Annotated in this window: 16 protein-coding genes; 12 read left to right on the forward strand and 4 right to left on the reverse strand. The window is 63.8% G+C overall.

Annotated elements, in window-relative coordinates:
* Window positions 1-83: 83 nt before the first annotated feature.
* The 3 genes from PPGU16_RS05970 to PPGU16_RS05980 all read right to left on the reverse strand — a co-directional run bounded on the left by PPGU16_RS05970 (window position 84) and on the right by PPGU16_RS05980 (window position 2,129).
* The gene (locus PPGU16_RS05970) at window positions 84-467 is read right to left on the reverse strand and encodes a hypothetical protein (protein WP_180722105.1); all 384 of its coding nucleotides are present in this window, start codon (window positions 465-467) and stop codon (window positions 84-86) included.
* A 124-nt stretch (window positions 468-591) separates the two neighbouring features.
* Window positions 592-1,542: an Hsp33 family molecular chaperone HslO gene (hslO, locus tag PPGU16_RS05975; RefSeq protein WP_180722106.1), complete on the reverse strand. Its 951-nt coding sequence runs from the start codon at window positions 1,540-1,542 to the stop codon at window positions 592-594.
* A gap of 62 nt (window positions 1,543-1,604) precedes the next feature.
* A complete protein-coding gene (locus tag PPGU16_RS05980) occupies window positions 1,605-2,129 on the reverse strand; it encodes a gamma carbonic anhydrase family protein (protein ID WP_007580393.1) in 525 nt (174 codons plus the stop codon).
* A gap of 261 nt (window positions 2,130-2,390) precedes the next feature.
* On the opposite strand from PPGU16_RS05980, the gene PPGU16_RS05985 reads away from it, so the two are divergent.
* From PPGU16_RS05985 to PPGU16_RS06030, 10 genes are all read left to right on the forward strand, one after another.
* On the forward strand, window positions 2,391-3,212 hold the full coding sequence (locus PPGU16_RS05985; RefSeq protein ID WP_243460573.1) for a ferritin-like domain-containing protein: 822 nt from the start codon (window positions 2,391-2,393) through the stop codon (window positions 3,210-3,212).
* 80 nt (window positions 3,213-3,292) lie between these two features.
* Window positions 3,293-4,189, forward strand: coding sequence for an alpha/beta fold hydrolase (locus PPGU16_RS05990; protein WP_180722108.1), 897 nt, complete (start codon window positions 3,293-3,295; stop codon window positions 4,187-4,189).
* A gap of 87 nt (window positions 4,190-4,276) precedes the next feature.
* A complete protein-coding gene (locus PPGU16_RS05995) occupies window positions 4,277-5,107 on the forward strand; it encodes a 3',5'-nucleoside bisphosphate phosphatase (RefSeq protein WP_180722559.1) in 831 nt (276 codons plus the stop codon).
* An 85-nt stretch (window positions 5,108-5,192) separates the two neighbouring features.
* The gene (locus tag PPGU16_RS06000) at window positions 5,193-5,828 is read left to right on the forward strand and encodes an L-threonylcarbamoyladenylate synthase (RefSeq protein WP_180722109.1); all 636 of its coding nucleotides are present in this window, start codon (window positions 5,193-5,195) and stop codon (window positions 5,826-5,828) included.
* A 58-nt stretch (window positions 5,829-5,886) separates the two neighbouring features.
* On the forward strand, window positions 5,887-6,549 hold the full coding sequence (locus PPGU16_RS06005) for a site-2 protease family protein (RefSeq protein ID WP_042307108.1): 663 nt from the start codon (window positions 5,887-5,889) through the stop codon (window positions 6,547-6,549).
* Between the two features lie 9 nt (window positions 6,550-6,558).
* A complete protein-coding gene (locus PPGU16_RS06010; protein ID WP_180722110.1) occupies window positions 6,559-7,761 on the forward strand; it encodes a tryptophan--tRNA ligase in 1,203 nt (400 codons plus the stop codon).
* Window positions 7,761-8,378, forward strand: coding sequence for a class I SAM-dependent methyltransferase (locus tag PPGU16_RS06015; protein WP_180722111.1), 618 nt, complete (start codon window positions 7,761-7,763; stop codon window positions 8,376-8,378). Before PPGU16_RS06010 ends, PPGU16_RS06015 begins: the two co-directional genes overlap by 1 nt.
* A 42-nt stretch (window positions 8,379-8,420) precedes the next feature.
* Window positions 8,421-9,329 (forward strand): 4-hydroxy-tetrahydrodipicolinate synthase, encoded by a 909-nt coding sequence (gene dapA / locus PPGU16_RS06020; RefSeq protein WP_007580404.1) that lies wholly within the window; start codon window positions 8,421-8,423, stop codon window positions 9,327-9,329.
* Window positions 9,330-9,433: 104 nt separating this feature from the next.
* Window positions 9,434-10,582, forward strand: coding sequence for an NlpB/DapX family lipoprotein (bamC, locus tag PPGU16_RS06025; RefSeq protein WP_180722112.1), 1,149 nt, complete (start codon window positions 9,434-9,436; stop codon window positions 10,580-10,582).
* 8 nt (window positions 10,583-10,590) lie between these two features.
* Window positions 10,591-11,364 carry an MBL fold metallo-hydrolase gene (locus PPGU16_RS06030; protein WP_180722113.1) on the forward strand — a complete coding sequence of 258 codons (774 nt, stop codon included), beginning with the start codon at window positions 10,591-10,593 and terminating at the stop codon, window positions 11,362-11,364.
* A 91-nt stretch (window positions 11,365-11,455) separates the two neighbouring features.
* On the opposite strand, the gene PPGU16_RS06035 is transcribed toward PPGU16_RS06030, so the two are convergent.
* A complete protein-coding gene (locus PPGU16_RS06035) occupies window positions 11,456-12,154 on the reverse strand; it encodes a Bax inhibitor-1/YccA family protein (protein ID WP_180722114.1) in 699 nt (232 codons plus the stop codon).
* 312 nt (window positions 12,155-12,466) lie between these two features.
* Between PPGU16_RS06035 and ndk the strand changes: the two genes are divergently transcribed.
* The gene (gene ndk, locus PPGU16_RS06040) at window positions 12,467-12,892 is read left to right on the forward strand and encodes a nucleoside-diphosphate kinase (RefSeq protein WP_180722115.1); all 426 of its coding nucleotides are present in this window, start codon (window positions 12,467-12,469) and stop codon (window positions 12,890-12,892) included.
* 108 nt (window positions 12,893-13,000) lie between these two features.
* Window positions 13,001-14,149 (forward strand): dual-specificity RNA methyltransferase RlmN, encoded by a 1,149-nt coding sequence (rlmN, locus tag PPGU16_RS06045; RefSeq protein WP_042307117.1) that lies wholly within the window; start codon window positions 13,001-13,003, stop codon window positions 14,147-14,149.
* The last annotated feature ends 144 nt before the right edge of the window (window positions 14,150-14,293 follow it).

Below are 14,293 nucleotides of genomic sequence, written 5' to 3' on the forward strand. Positions count from 1 at the left end.
GCGCGGTTCGTAATGAACCGCGCCTTTTTGTTTGGCGGGACGAAACGCGGGTGGGCGCTCCGACAGTCAGACCGATGTGCCGCTTACCAGCCCCAACCCCAGCCCGGCGAATAGCCGTAGCCGATGCCTGTGCCCCAGCCATGTCCCCATCCGCCGCTGGAGTAGCTGCCGTACACGGAGACGGGCGGCGCCGCGTAGCGTGAATAAGCCTGCGCGGCGGCGTCGGCGGCCATGGCCTGGTTCTGCTCGGCCATCACCTGCCTGTCGATCGCATCGTAGCGGGCACGTTCTTCCGGTGTGAGCGGTTGTGCCGTCGCGGCGATGCCCGACTGGTCCGCGGGCAGACGGCTGTAGATCGGCGACGGGCCAGGCGGATCCAGCATGCAGCCCGACAGCGCAGCCGCGCCCGCGACGAGAGCGAGCGCCGCTATCCGGTGTACGGGTTGGAACAGCGAAGGGGCATTCATGTCGACCTCCATCGGTCGGATACCTAAGCAAATCGATAGCCGGAAAGCGAAAGGCCGCCAGAATCCGATGATACCGCCACGTCGCTCGCCCGCAGCGGGCGCGAGCGACGCGGATGGTCCGGCTCTAGTGCCGCTGCTCGGCAGCGGGCGCCACTCCCTGTGAGAGCCCGCTCGCGACAAAAAGTTGCGCGACGTCGACGGGGTCGAATTCATAGCGCTGGTTGCAATATTCGCAGTGAATTTCGACGTGGCCGCGCTCTTCGATCACGCTGTCCACTTCCTCGCGGCCCAGCATTTTCAGCATGTTGCCCACGCGCGCACGCGAGCACGTGCACTCGAAGCGGGTGCGCGTCGGCTCGAAGTGCTGGACGTTCTCCTGCCAGAACAGGCGCCGGAACAGCGTGTTCGGGTCTTCCGCCAGCATCTCGTCCTGCGACAGCGTGCTGCCGAGCGTGCACAGCCGGTCCCACGTGTCGGCGTCGATCTCGCCCGGATGCGGGACGATGCCGCCGTCGCCAGGCAGCTTCTGCAGCAGCATGCCGACCGCGCGCTCATTGTTGGCGGCAAGCCACATGCGCGTGTCGAGTTGCTCCGAATGATGCATGTAGTGCTCGAGCACCTGCGCCATCGAAGTGAGCGGCCCGTTCTCGTCCGACAGCGGCACGATGCCCTGATAAGGCTGCTGGCCGGGAACTTTGTTCTTCGGATCGAGCGTGATCACGCAGCGGCCGTGGCCGCCCGGGTTGACGAGATCGACGAGCGACAGGTCGTCGGCGATCAGGTGCGCGGCGTCGCCGGAAAACTTGGCCGTCGCGCGCATCGACAGGTCCGAATTGCACTGCACGACGAGCATCTTCACGGGGCCGTCGCCGAAGATCTGCATGATCAGCGTGCCGTCGAACTTCAGATTCGCCGACAGCAGCGCGCACGCCGCCATCATCTCGCCGAGCACGTTCCGCACGGGCGCCGGATAGCTTCTGCGCGTCAGCACTTCCTGCCACGTGTTGCTCAGCGAAACGATCTCGCCGCGAACGGGCGCCGCGCTGAACATGAATTTCTGCAACTGGTCACTCACAACTTTTCCTCGGTCGAACCGCGCGGTGGGAAGGCCGCGCGTGGCGCGCCGTGCGGTCGGCTCTAGCCGATGCGCACGAGTTGCGCCTTGAAATAATCCCTGCGCTCTACGTAGATGTCCGCAGCGCGCTTCAGGCCTTTGATATCTGCTTCAGTCAGTTCCCGGACAACCTTTGCGGGCGATCCGAGAATCAGGGAATTGTCAGGAAAAACCTTGCCTTCGGTAACGACGGCGCCTGCGCCAACCAGACAGTTGCGGCCAATGACCGCTCCATTCAAGACCACGGCCTGAATGCCGATCAGCGCGCCTTCCTTGACCGTGCAGCCATGCAGCATCGCCTGGTGGCCGACTGTCACGCCCGCTTCGAGCGTCAGCGGGAAGCCCGGGTCGGCGTGCAGTACGGCGCCTTCCTGTATGTTAGTGCCCTTGCCGACGGTGATCGGCTCGTTGTCGCCGCGAATGGACGCGCCGAACCAGATGCTCGCGTTTTCTTCGACGGTCACCTTGCCGATGATGGTCGCCGTGTCCGCGACGAACACGCTTTCGTGGATGGTCGGGGCGGCGTCGCCAAGCTTGTAGATTGCCACAGTGTCTCCTCTGGTCTCATGCAAGACGGTTGCTGTCGTCGGGATGGCGGCCGTGCCGCCGCCGGGCTGGCGACGAGGCGCCTTGCGCGAAATGGCGGCATCCCGCGCGGCATGGTCGAATCGCGTATTGTAAACGGTTGTGCCATGGGCCCGTGCGAAGCATGCGCGCGGGCCACGCTGTGCCAGAATCGCTGGTTTTTGTCCTTTTTCGCTGGTTCCCGTTTCGCGATGCATGCTCCCGAGTCGATTCGTCCCCATCTCATGATTTGCGCCCGTTCCGAAGCACTTGCTGTGCTGGCCGAGCGTGTTCCCGCCACCAAGGCCGTTGCGGCGCAAGCGCTTTATGCACGCGTGCAGGCGGGTGAGGTGCTCGTGTCGCCGGGCCGGAAGCTGGATGAGCCCGCGGATCTGCCGGGGCGCCCCGAGCGGCCCGAATTGGTCGAGCCGCGCAAACTGGGGCGACGCAGCATGCAGTCGCCGGAAGGGCGTGCGGTGTTGCTGCACGCGCTCGCGCACATCGAGTTCAACGCAATCAATCTCGCGCTCGACGCCGTATGGCGTTTCTGCGGTATGCCCGAAGCGTTTTACGTCGACTGGCTGAAGGTCGCGGCGGAAGAGGCACATCACTTTTCGCTGCTGTCGGCGCGGCTGGCGGAATTCGGTCATGCATACGGCGACTTTCCGGCGCACGACGGCCTGTGGGACATGTGCGAGCGCACGCGCGGCGACGTGCTCGCACGCATGGCGCTGGTACCGCGCACGCTCGAGGCGCGCGGGCTCGATGCGTCCCCGCCGATCCGCGCGCGCCTGCAACAGGCGGGCGACCACGCGTCGGCGGCGATTCTGGACGTCATCCTGCGCGACGAAATCGGACATGTGCTGATCGGCAACCGCTGGTTCCGGCATCTGTGCGACCAGGCGAGCATCGACGCGCATCGAACTTACTTGCGTCTCTCCGACGAATACCACGCGCCGAAGCTGCGCGGACCGTTCAACTTCGAAGCGCGCCGCGACGCCGGTTTCGAGGAAGAGGAGCTCGCCGCGCTCGCGGGTCTCGACGCGCAACAGCGCCCGGCCGGCTAAGCCTGTTCCAGCCCGGCACCAAGCGGCGATGCGGCGATCTCGATATAATCGAACGACCATTCTTTTCTACCGCTCGCACCATGAACCGTCCGCTCAGGCCTTCCGTTTCCGAATTCGTGACCGTGCGCGGCGTACGCCTGCACGTGCGCCGCTGGGGCAATTCCGATGCGCCAACGCTCTTCATGCTGCATGGCTGGATGGACGTCGCCGCGTCGTTCCAGTTCGTCGTTGACGCGCTCGCGAGCGACTGGCAGGTGATCGCGCCCGACGCGCGTGGTTTCGGTCTGTCGGACTGGCCCGTCGCGCATCAGAATGGCGGCCATTACTGGTTCCACGAATATCTGGCCGACCTCGACGCGCTGCTCGATCACTACGCGCCGACGGGCGAAGTGAACCTCGTCGGACACAGCATGGGGGCGAACGTCGTGTGCCTGTACGCCGGCGCGCGACCGGAGCGGGTGCGCCGCGTGGTCGATCTGGAGGGTTTCGGGCTTCCGCCGTCGAGGCCCGCGCAGTTGCCGCGTCGGATTGCGTCGTGGCTCGACGAACTGCGCGAGCCGCCGACGCTGCGCCGTTACGCAACGCTCGACGACGTCGCCGCGCGTCTCATCAAGACCAATGAACGGCTGGACCCGCAGCGCGCGCGCTTTCTCGCGCAGCACTGGTCGAAGCCGGACGGCGAGGGCGGCTTCATGCTGCTCGCCGATCCCGCGCACAAGATTCGCGGACCGCTGCTGTACCGGCTCGACGAAGTGATGGCCGTCTGGGCGAACGCGCGCGCCAAGGTGCTGCACGTCGAAGCCGCCGCATCGCCGACCCTCGCGGCGCTCGCGGGCAATATTCCGCTGGACGAATTCAAGGCGCGCTTTCAGGCTTTTCCCGACTGGCGCGAAGCCATCATCGACGATGCCGGCCATATGGTTCACCACGATCAGCCGGAGCAGGTCGCGGCGCTGATCGAAGCGTTTTGCGCCTAGTGCGCGTTCTGAATTTGTCTCGACGAATCCTCTGCGTGTGCTTACTGCGTTGCAGTAAAATGGGCTGACCACGCTATCCCGATAATGATGAACGCCGATCTGCATTGCCATTCCACCGTTTCCGACGGCGCTTTCGCGCCCGCCGATGTCGCGCGCCGCGCGCATGCCGGCGGCGTGACGCTGTGGGCGCTCACCGATCACGACGAAATCGGCGGTCAGGTCGAAGCGCGCGAGACGGCTGAAGCACTCGGCATGCGGTATTTGAGCGGCGTCGAAATCTCGGTGACATGGGCGTCGCGCACGATTCACGTGGTGGGCCTGCATGTCGATCCGGCCTGCAAGGATCTCGTCGAAGGGCTCGAACGCACGCGCAATGGCCGCGCCGCGCGGGCGGAGGCGATCGGCGAGCAGCTGGCCACGCTCGGCATTCCCGACGCGTACGAAGGCGCACTGAAGTTCGTATCGAATCCCGACATGATTTCGCGCACGCACTTCGCGCGATTCATGGTCGAGGCCGGCTACGCGGAAAACACGCAGGACGTGTTCAACCGCTTTCTCGGCGACGGCAAGCCGGGTTACGTGGCGCATCGCTGGTCGAAGCTCGCCGACGCCGTCAAATGGATTCGGGCGTCGGGCGGCGAAGCGGTGATCGCGCATCCGGGCCGCTATGCCTACACGCAGACCGAGTTCGACGCGCTGTTTGCCGAATTCATCGATCTCGGCGGCAAGGCAATCGAAGTCGTGACGGGCAGCCACACGCCCGACCAGTATCGCGAGTATGCGGATGTCGCGCGGCGCTTCGGCTTCGAGGCATCGCGCGGGTCCGACTTTCATGCGGCGGGCGAAGGCCGCGTCGAGCTCGGCAGTCTGCCGCCGCTGCCGTCCGATCTGAAGCCAGTCTGGGAACGTTGGCTGTAAGCTCTGGTTTCGCGTGCTGCGCGGGCACACGCGCGGCATGTGCCGTTGCTTGCTGCCTGCCGTTTCCGACCTTCTGACCGACATCATGTCCCAATATTTTCGGCTTCACCCGGACAATCCGCAGCCGCGGCTGATCAAGCAGGCGGCGCAGATCATCGAAGGCGGCGGCGTGGTCGCGCTGCCGACGGATTCCAGCTATGCGCTCGCCTGCCAGCTCGACAACAAGAACGCCGTCGACCGCGTGCGGCGCATCCGCGGCCTCGACGAGCGGCAACTGCTGTCGCTGCTCGTGCGCGATCTGTCCGAACTCGCGAACTTCGCGCTCGTCGACAACCGCCAATACCGTCTGATCAAATCCGTGACGCCGGGTCCCTACGTGTTCGTGTTGCAGGCAACCAAGGAAGTGCCGCGGCGTCTGTCGCATCCGTCGCGCAAGACGATCGGCCTGCGCGTGCCCGACCACGCGATCACGCTCGCGATCCTCGAAGAACTCGGCCAGCCGCTGCTCGGCTCGACGCTGATCCTGCCGGGCGAGACGCAGCCGCTGAACGATCCGGAAGAAATCCGCGAGAAGCTGGAAAAACAGCTCGATCTGGTGATCGACGGTGGCGCGTGTCCGTGCGAGCCGTCGACGGTGATCGACCTGACGGGCGAGGAGCCCGTACTCGTGCGGCCGGGGCGCGGCTCGCTCGCGCCGTTCGGTCTCGAAGAGACGGCATAAAAATCACGTGAGCGAAAGCCGACAGAGCCGCAAGGCGCCGTTGTTACAATAGAGCGATATGGATTCCTCCCTGATACAGACCATCGTCGTCTACGCACTGCCGGTGATCTTCGCGATCACGCTGCACGAGGCGGCGCACGGTTACGTCGCTCGCATGCTCGGCGACAACACCGCGTACGTGCTCGGCCGCGTGTCGTTCAATCCGATGCGGCACATCGACCCGATAGGCACGATCGTGATTCCGCTCGTGCTGTACTTCGCCACGAGCGGCGCATTCATGTTCGGCTACGCCAAGCCCGTGCCCGTGGCATTCGGCAACCTGCGCAATCCGCGCTGGGGCTCGATGTGGGTCGCGCTCGCGGGCCCGCTGTGCAACTTCGCGCAGGCGCTCGTCTGGGGCATATTTGGCGTCGCGCTCGCGGCGATGAATGTCGACGAGCCGTTCTTCACGCGCATGGCAGGTGCCGGCGTCGGCGTGAACCTCGTGCTCGGCGTGCTCAACCTCTTCCCGTTGCCGCCGCTCGACGGCGGTCGCGTGCTGACGGCGCTGTTGCCCGTGCGCCCGGCGATGGCGCTGGCGCGCATCGAGCCTTACGGATTCTTTATCGTGATGGCGCTCGTGATGACGGGCACGTTGACGCGCTTCTGGCTGCGTCCGCTCGTGAATATCGGCTATGAGGCCGTGACGGTTATCCTGACACCTCTCGTTTCGCTTCTATAAATCAAAACCATGTACCCCGACCGTATCTTCTCCGGCATGCGGCCTACCGGCTCGCTGCACCTCGGCCACTATCACGGCGTGCTGAAAAACTGGGTGCGTCTGCAATCCGAGTACCCGTGTTTTTTCTGCGTGGTCGACTGGCATGCGCTCACGACGCACTATGAAACGCCGGAAGTCATCGAGAAGAACGTCTGGGATGTGCTGATCGACTGGCTCGCTTCGGGCATCGATCCGGCGCAGGCGACGCTGTTCATCCAGAGCCGCGTGCCCGAGCACGCCGAACTCTCGCTGCTGCTCGGCATGAGCACGCCGCTGAGCTGGCTCGAACGCGTGCCGACCTACAAGGAACAGATCGAGAAGCTGCGTGACAAGGATCTCGGCACGTACGGCTTCCTCGGTTATCCCGTGCTGATGGCGGCCGACATCCTGCTGTACCGCGCTTCGCTCGTGCCGGTTGGCGAAGATCAGGTGCCGCACGTCGAAATGGCGCGCGAAATGGCGCGGCGCTTCAACTACATGTACGGACGCGAACCCGGCTTCGAAGAGAAGGCGAACGAAGCCGCGAAGAAGCTCGGCGGCAAGCGCGCGAAGCTGTATCACGAACTGCGCATCGCGTATCAGCAGGAAGGCCACGAAGAAGCGCTCGAAAAGGCGCGCGCGATGCTGTCGGAGTCGCAAAGCCTGTCGATGAGCGATCGCGAGCGCCTGTTCGGCTACCTCGAAGGTTCGCGCAAGATCATCCTGCCCGAGCCGCAGGTGCTGCTGACGGAAGCGTCGCGGATGCCCGGTCTGGACGGCCAGAAGATGTCGAAGTCGTACGGCAACACGATCGGCCTGCGCGAAGACGCCGAAACGATCACGAAGAAAGTCCGCACCATGCCGACCGACCCGGCGCGCGTGCGCCGCACCGATCCGGGCGATCCGGACAAGTGCCCGGTATGGCAGCTGCATCAGGTCTACACCGACGCCGACACGCATGAATGGGTGCAGAAGGGTTGCCGTTCGGCGGGCATCGGGTGCCTGGAGTGCAAGCAGCCGGTGATCGAAGGCATTCTGCGCGAGCAGCAGCCGATGCTCGAACGCGCGCAGAAGTACATGGACGATCCGTCGCTGCTGCGCGCGATCGTCGCCGACGGCTGCGACAAGGCGCGCCGTTTCGCGTCGGAAACGATGCGCGACGTCCGCGAAGCGATGGGCCTGTCGTACACCTGATGACGGACGGCCAGAACCCGGGTGTGTCGAGCGCCAGTCATGCGGCGCTCGGCGAGCCGTCACGCTGGGTGAAGCGCTGGGCGCACCTCGTCGAAGCGGGTGGTGCGGTGCTCGACGTGGCATCAGGAGGAGGGCGGCACGCGCGGTTTTTCGCATCGCGCGGCTATCCCGTGACAGCGATCGACCGCGATGCCGCCGCTCTGGAGTCGATGAGCGGCGTGGACGGCATCGCCACCATCGCTGCCGATATCGAAAACGGTCCGTGGCCGCTGCCGGCGGATGCGCAATTCGCGGCCGTCGTCGTCACGAACTATCTGCACCGTCCGCTCTTTCCCCAATTGCTGGGCGCGCTCGCGCCGGGCGGCGTGCTGATCTACGAAACCTTCGCGCAGGGCAACGAAACGGTCGGCAAGCCTTCGAACCCCGCTTTTCTGCTCGCGCCCGGCGAGCTGATTGACGCAGTGCGCGGGCTGTTACGTGTCGTTGCATTTCAGGACGGTTTCCTCGCGGAGCCGCGTCCCGCCTACGTGCAGCGCATTTGCGCCGTGCGCGCGCCGGATGGGTCGGTCGAAACGAAAGATACGGGTGTTCCCCCGCGTTACGATCTGACCGGTTAATCCGCTACAATCGCAGTTTATCGAACAAATTCATGGCGTTTCATGGCTAACGGCACTCAGCAAGACGGCGTCGCGATTCGCGGCAGCATTCCCGCCATCATCACTCCGATGCTCGAAGACGGCAGTCTCGATTTGCCGGCCTTCCGCAAACTGGTCGACTGGCACATCGAAGAGGGTACGAACGGTCTCGTCGTGGTCGGCACGAGCGGCGAATCGGCGACGCTGTCGGTCGAGGAGCACGTGCTGATGGTCAGGACGGCCGTCGAGCAGGCAGCCGGCCGTATCCCCGTGATCGCGGGTGCGGGCGCCAATTCGACGACGGAAGCCATCGAGCTGACCGAGCAGGCGAAGAAAGTGGGTGCCGATGCCACGCTTCAGGTCGTGCCTTACTACAACAAGCCGACGCAGGAAGGCATCTACCGCCACTTCTCGAAAATCGCCGAAACCGTCGATCTTCCCGTGATCCTGTACAACGTGCCGGGCCGCACGGTCGCGGATATGTCGAACGAGACCATTCTGCGTCTTGCGAACGTGCCGGGCATCATCGGCGTGAAGGAAGCGACGGGCAACATCGACCGCGCCGCGCATCTGATCAAGTCGGCGCCGGCGCACTTCGGCATCTACAGCGGCGATGATCCGACTGCGATCGCGCTGATGCTGCTGGGCGGCCACGGCAATATCTCGGTGACGGCGAACATCGCGCCGCGCCTGATGAGCGACCTGTGCAAAGCTGCGCTCGCAGCCGACGCGAAGACGGCGCGTGAAATCCATCTGAAACTTCTCTCGCTGCACAAGAACCTCTTCATCGAATCGAATCCGATTCCCGCCAAGTGGGCGTTGCAGCAACTGGGCCGCGTCAAGGGCGGCATCCGTCTGCCTCTTACGCCGCTCGACGCGCGCTACCACGACGTGGTTCGCGCCGCGCTGCGCGAGGCTGGGCTGCTCGGCTGAGCGTCTGATATTTCAGGCGCCTCCCGGCATTTTTTCAACTGACGTCGATATCGCCCACGGTCCGCACCGATCCAGGCAGCGCGTTTAGCTTCACGAAGGACCCCATGAAACGTTCCGCACTTTCCCTCCACGCAACGCGCCTGGCGGCGCTGACGCTTGCGGCTGGCGCGATCGCGTCGCTTTCTGGCTGCGAGTCGCTGAACGACATGCTCGCGTCGGACCGAGTGAACTACAAGGCAACCGCGAGTGCGCCGCCGCTCGCCGTGCCAAGCGATCTGTCCGCTGCGCAGATTGACCAGCGCTACGTGGCGCCTCCTGCCGGCGCGGCGCTTGGCGGTGCAACGGAGCGTGCCAAGACGTCAGCGGGCAACCTGACGGAAGGCGTGCCGAGCGCACAAGATCCGCTGGGCATGCATATCGAGCGCGACGGCGATCGCCGCTGGCTGGTCGTGGACGGACGCTTGCCGGAACAGCTGTGGCCGCAGTTGCAGGAGTTCTGGACCGAGAACGGTTTCTCGCTGAAGACGGATGCGCCGACCACGGGCATTATGTCGACCGACTGGGCGGAAAACCGCGCCAACATTCCGGACGACTGGTTCCGTCGCACGATCGGCAAGGTCGTCGATTTCGCGTACTCGTCGGGCACGCGCGACAGCTTCCGCACGCTGGTTTCGCGCGATCCGTCGGGCGGAACGGATATCTCGATCACGCACTCGGCGATGGAAGAAGTGCTGACAGGTCAGGACAAGACGTCGTCCCGCTGGGTCGAGCGTCCGCGCGATCCGGCGCTGGAAGCTGAGTTTCTCGCCAAGCTGATGCAGAAGTTCGGCCTCACCGACGCGCAATCGAAGCAATTGCTGACGGACGCGCGTCCGTCGACGGCGCAGGCGCAGCTCGACAAGAGCGCGGGCGGCGCGACGCTCGATCTGCCTGAATCGTTCGATCGTGCCTGGTTGCGCGTCGGCCTCGCGCTCGACCGCACGAACTTCACCGTCGACAACCGCGATCGCGAAAAGGGCATCTACTACGTGCGCTACGCGGATTCGATGCAGGAACTCAAGCGCGACGGCCTGTTCGGCAAGCTGTTCTATAGCGACAAGAGCGCGAAGAAAGACAGCCACGAATTCCTCGTCAACGTGCGCTCGAAGGGCGACGCGATGACGCAGGTTGCGGTCGTCGACTCGAATGGTCAGGTGGATACGTCGTCGGATGCGCAACGCATCGTGACGCTGCTGCACGCGCAACTGAACTAAGGCGGGTCGTGCGATTCGCCAGTCTGGGAAGCGGCAGTGAAGGCAATGCATTGCTGGTCGAAGCCCAAAGCGGTGTCACGACCACGCGCATCCTGCTGGACTGCGGCTTCTCGGGCAAAGAAGTCGCCCGGCGGCTTGAGCGGCTGGGCACGGGCGTCGACGAGCTCGACGCCATTCTCATCACCCACGAACACAGCGATCACATCGGCAGCGCGCTTACCCTGGCGCGCAAGCTGTCGATTCCGCTGCACATGAGCTGGGGCACGGCGCGCGCCGTCGGCGCGGACGAAGCGGATGTCGATCTCCATGTGCTGTGGGGCGACGAGGCCGTCGCGATCGGCGATCTGAGCGTGCTACCGTACACCGTGCCGCACGATGCGCGCGAGCCGCTGCAGTACATATTTTCCGATGGTGCATCGCGCCTGGGCGTGCTGACGGACGTCGGCACGTCGACGCCGCATATCAGCGCGGTGCTGAGCGGTTGCGACGCGCTCGTGCTGGAATGCAATCACGATGTGCAGATGCTGGCGGCTTCGCGCTATCCGCCGTCGCTGAAGGCGCGGATCGGCGGCAATCATGGGCATCTGAACAACGACGCGGCGGCGGACATTCTCGCGTCGCTCGATCGGTCGAAGCTGCGGCATCTGGTGGCGGCGCATCTAAGTCAGCAGAACAATCTGCCCGAACTCGCGCAAGCGGCGATGGCTGCTGTGCTGGGCGCGGCGGCAACGGACGTGGTGGTGGCGACGCAAAGCGAAGGGTTTGGCTGGTTGAGCCTTTGAGCGTCGGCGCTTGTAGTGCGCCTTGAAATGAAAAACGCCCGTGACGATTGCTCGTCACGGGCGTTTTGTTTTAGCTGGCGATCAGCGTCGATCAGTTACGGTTGCCGCCGAAGATGCCGAGGAGCGACAGCAGGTTCACGAACACGTTGTACAGGTCGAGATAGATCGCGAGCGTGGCCGTGATGTAGTTCGTCTCCCCGCCGTTCACGACGCGCTGCACGTCGAACAGCATGTAGGCCGAGAAGATCACGATCGCGAGCACCGACACCGTCAGCATCAGCGCGGGCAGTTGCAGAAACACATTCGCGACCATCGCCAGCAACAGCACGATCACGCCGACGAACAGCCATTTGCCGAGGCCCGAAAAGTCGCGCTTGCTGACCGTGGCGATCGTCGCCATCGCGGCGAAGATCACACCAGTGCCACCGAAGGCGAGCATGATCAGCTGCGGCCCGTTCGAAAAGCCCAGGATGAAGCTCAGCAGGCGCGACAGCATCAGGCCCATGAAGAACGTGAAGCCGAGCAGCACGAACACGCCGACGGAGCTGTCCTTCGTCTTCTGGATCGCGAACATGAAGCCGAACGCGATCGCAAAGAACGCGAGCATGCTCATTGCCGGGCTGGTGGCGGCGAACAGCGAGAAGCCGGTGGCGACGCCCACCCACGCGCCGAGGACGGTCGGCACCATCGACAGCGCGAGCAGCCAGTAGGTGTTGCGCAGTACCCGGTTGCGGGTCTCGGCCGTGGTGACGCTGCCGCCCCGACCGAAGTTATAGGGATATTCGTTCATGGTTTCTCCTTGCGTCAGACGCAGTGTTGCGACGTGGCTTGCAACGGTTTTTGTACGGTGCCGGCTGGCGCTTGCCGCCGTCACGCGAACCCACAACCCTAAGATTAGCGGCGTCATGGGGAGTTTCAATGCGGCGCACGACACCGTGCGATTACATTGTGTTACCCCATTCTTAGTCCTGACTTAAAGGCTGTGGGCGACTCCAACTTCGACCTTACAGTATCGTAAGGGTTCAATCGCAATCATACACTGGAACATGCTACAATAGTGGATTCATTTAAATCTGTAACCTCTTAATTTTCTGGAGTTTTTATGGCGATCGAACGCACCCTGTCGATTATCAAGCCGGACGCAGTGGCCAAGAACGTGATTGGCCAGATCTACAGCCGCTTCGAAAACGCTGGCCTGAAGATCGTGGCATCGCGCATGGTTCAGCTGTCGCGCGCTGACGCAGAGAAGTTCTACGCTGTGCACGCAGAGCGTCCGTTCTTCAAGGATCTGGTTGAATTCATGATTTCCGGCCCGGTGCAGGTTCAGGTTCTGGAAGGCGAAGGCGCCATCCTGAAGAACCGTGATCTGATGGGTGCAACGGACCCGAAGAAGGCCGACAAGGGCACGATCCGTGCTGACTTCGCCGACAGCATCGACGCAAACGCAGTCCACGGCTCGGACGCAGTGGAGACGGCACGCGGCGAAATCGCGTTCTTCTTCCCGGAAGTCAACGTCTACTCGCGCTAAGCGCTTCGCGGTTCAGCAGTAATAGCAGCAGGAGCGGGCGCGAGCGGTTTACGCGTTCATGCAGCTTGTTGCATGAACGCAGTCTCGCACTGAATGGCAGGATTCGATATGACGAGCAGTCCCACCGTCAACCTTCTCGATCTCGACGCCGCTGGCCTCGTCGCATATTGCGACAGCCTCGGCGAGAAGCCGTTTCGCGCCAAGCAATTGCAGCGCTGGCTACACCAGTACAACGCTGCCGACTTCGACGGGATGACCGATCTCGCGAAGTCTCTGCGCGAAAAGCTGAAAGGGCGTGCATCCATCACGATGCCGCCCATCGTCAGCGACCATATTTCCACCGACGGCACACGCAAGTGGCTCGTCGACGTCGGCAACGGCAATGCCGTCGAAACGGTGTTCATCCCCGAAGAAACGCGTGGCACGCTGTGCGTGTCGTCGCAGGCGGGGTGCGCCGTCAACTGCCGGTTCTGTTCGACGGGCAAGCAAGGTTTCTCACGCAATCTCAGCACGGGCGAAATCATCGGCCAGCTGCGCATGGCCGAATTCGCGCTGCGCGCGTCGCTCGGTGCGGCCGGCGGCCGTGCGACGGGCGGCGAGGGCAAGGGCGAGCGTGTCGTCACGAACGTCGTGATGATGGGCATGGGCGAGCCCCTGCTCAATTACGACGCCGTCGTGCCAGCCATGCGCCTGATGCTCGACGACAACGCCTACGGCCTGTCGCGCCGGCGCGTCACGCTGTCCACGTCCGGCGTCGTGCCGATGATGGACCGGCTCGGCGCCGATCTGCCCGTGGCACTCGCCGTTTCGCTGCATGCGCCGAACGACGCGCTGCGCGACGTGCTGGTGCCGCTCAACAAGAAGTATCCATTGCGCGAGTTGATGGCCGCGTGTCAGCGGTATCTGAAAGTTGCGCCGCGTGACTTCATCACGTTCGAATATTGCATGCTCGACGGCGTGAACGACAGCGAAGCGCACGCGCGCGAGTTGCTGGCCGTCACGCGCGACGTGCCGTGCAAATTCAACCTGATTCCGTTTAATCCGTTCCCGGAATCGGGGCTGTTTCGCTCGAAAAACGAGCAGATCAAGCGTTTCGCGCAGGTGTTGATCGACGCAGGGGTCGTCACGACAGTGCGCAAGACGCGCGGCGACGATATCGACGCTGCCTGTGGTCAGCTGGCGGGCGCGGTCAAGGACCGCACGCGCCTTGCTGAGCGGACGGGCAAGTCGAAGGTCATCGAAGTTCGCGCCGTGTAAGGCCCGCGACGGGCGAAAAGGGGCGGCATGCGGCAAGCTGTCTCTTCGGGTGCGCCGAGTCGCGCGAAGTGAAAAGAAAGTTTGCAAAAGCGATCGGAAGCGGCACGCACAGCCGCACATTTTGTTATAAACGGTCTGCGAAAC

The organism is Paraburkholderia largidicola, assembly GCF_013426895.1.
GTDB lineage: Bacteria > Pseudomonadota > Gammaproteobacteria > Burkholderiales > Burkholderiaceae > Paraburkholderia > Paraburkholderia largidicola.

Excerpts from the sequence above, each read along its gene's own strand:
- PPGU16_RS05970 (WP_180722105.1), bottom strand. The coding sequence starts at position 467 with ATGAATGCCCCTTCGCTGTTCCAACCCGTACACCGGATAGCGGCGCTC.
- PPGU16_RS05985 (WP_243460573.1), top strand. The coding sequence starts at position 2,391 with ATGATTTGCGCCCGTTCCGAAGCACTTGCTGTGCTGGCCGAGCGTGTT.
- PPGU16_RS05990 (WP_180722108.1), top strand. The coding sequence starts at position 3,293 with ATGAACCGTCCGCTCAGGCCTTCCGTTTCCGAATTCGTGACCGTGCGC.
- PPGU16_RS05995 (WP_180722559.1), top strand. The coding sequence starts at position 4,277 with ATGAACGCCGATCTGCATTGCCATTCCACCGTTTCCGACGGCGCTTTC.
- PPGU16_RS06000 (WP_180722109.1), top strand. The coding sequence starts at position 5,193 with ATGTCCCAATATTTTCGGCTTCACCCGGACAATCCGCAGCCGCGGCTG.
- PPGU16_RS06005 (WP_042307108.1), top strand. The coding sequence starts at position 5,887 with ATGGATTCCTCCCTGATACAGACCATCGTCGTCTACGCACTGCCGGTG.
- PPGU16_RS06010 (WP_180722110.1), top strand. The coding sequence starts at position 6,559 with ATGTACCCCGACCGTATCTTCTCCGGCATGCGGCCTACCGGCTCGCTG.
- PPGU16_RS06015 (WP_180722111.1), top strand. The coding sequence starts at position 7,761 with ATGACGGACGGCCAGAACCCGGGTGTGTCGAGCGCCAGTCATGCGGCG.
- dapA (WP_007580404.1), top strand. The coding sequence starts at position 8,421 with ATGGCTAACGGCACTCAGCAAGACGGCGTCGCGATTCGCGGCAGCATT.
- bamC (WP_180722112.1), top strand. The coding sequence starts at position 9,434 with ATGAAACGTTCCGCACTTTCCCTCCACGCAACGCGCCTGGCGGCGCTG.
- PPGU16_RS06035 (WP_180722114.1), bottom strand. The coding sequence starts at position 12,154 with ATGAACGAATATCCCTATAACTTCGGTCGGGGCGGCAGCGTCACCACG.
- ndk (WP_180722115.1), top strand. The coding sequence starts at position 12,467 with ATGGCGATCGAACGCACCCTGTCGATTATCAAGCCGGACGCAGTGGCC.
- rlmN (WP_042307117.1), top strand. The coding sequence starts at position 13,001 with ATGACGAGCAGTCCCACCGTCAACCTTCTCGATCTCGACGCCGCTGGC.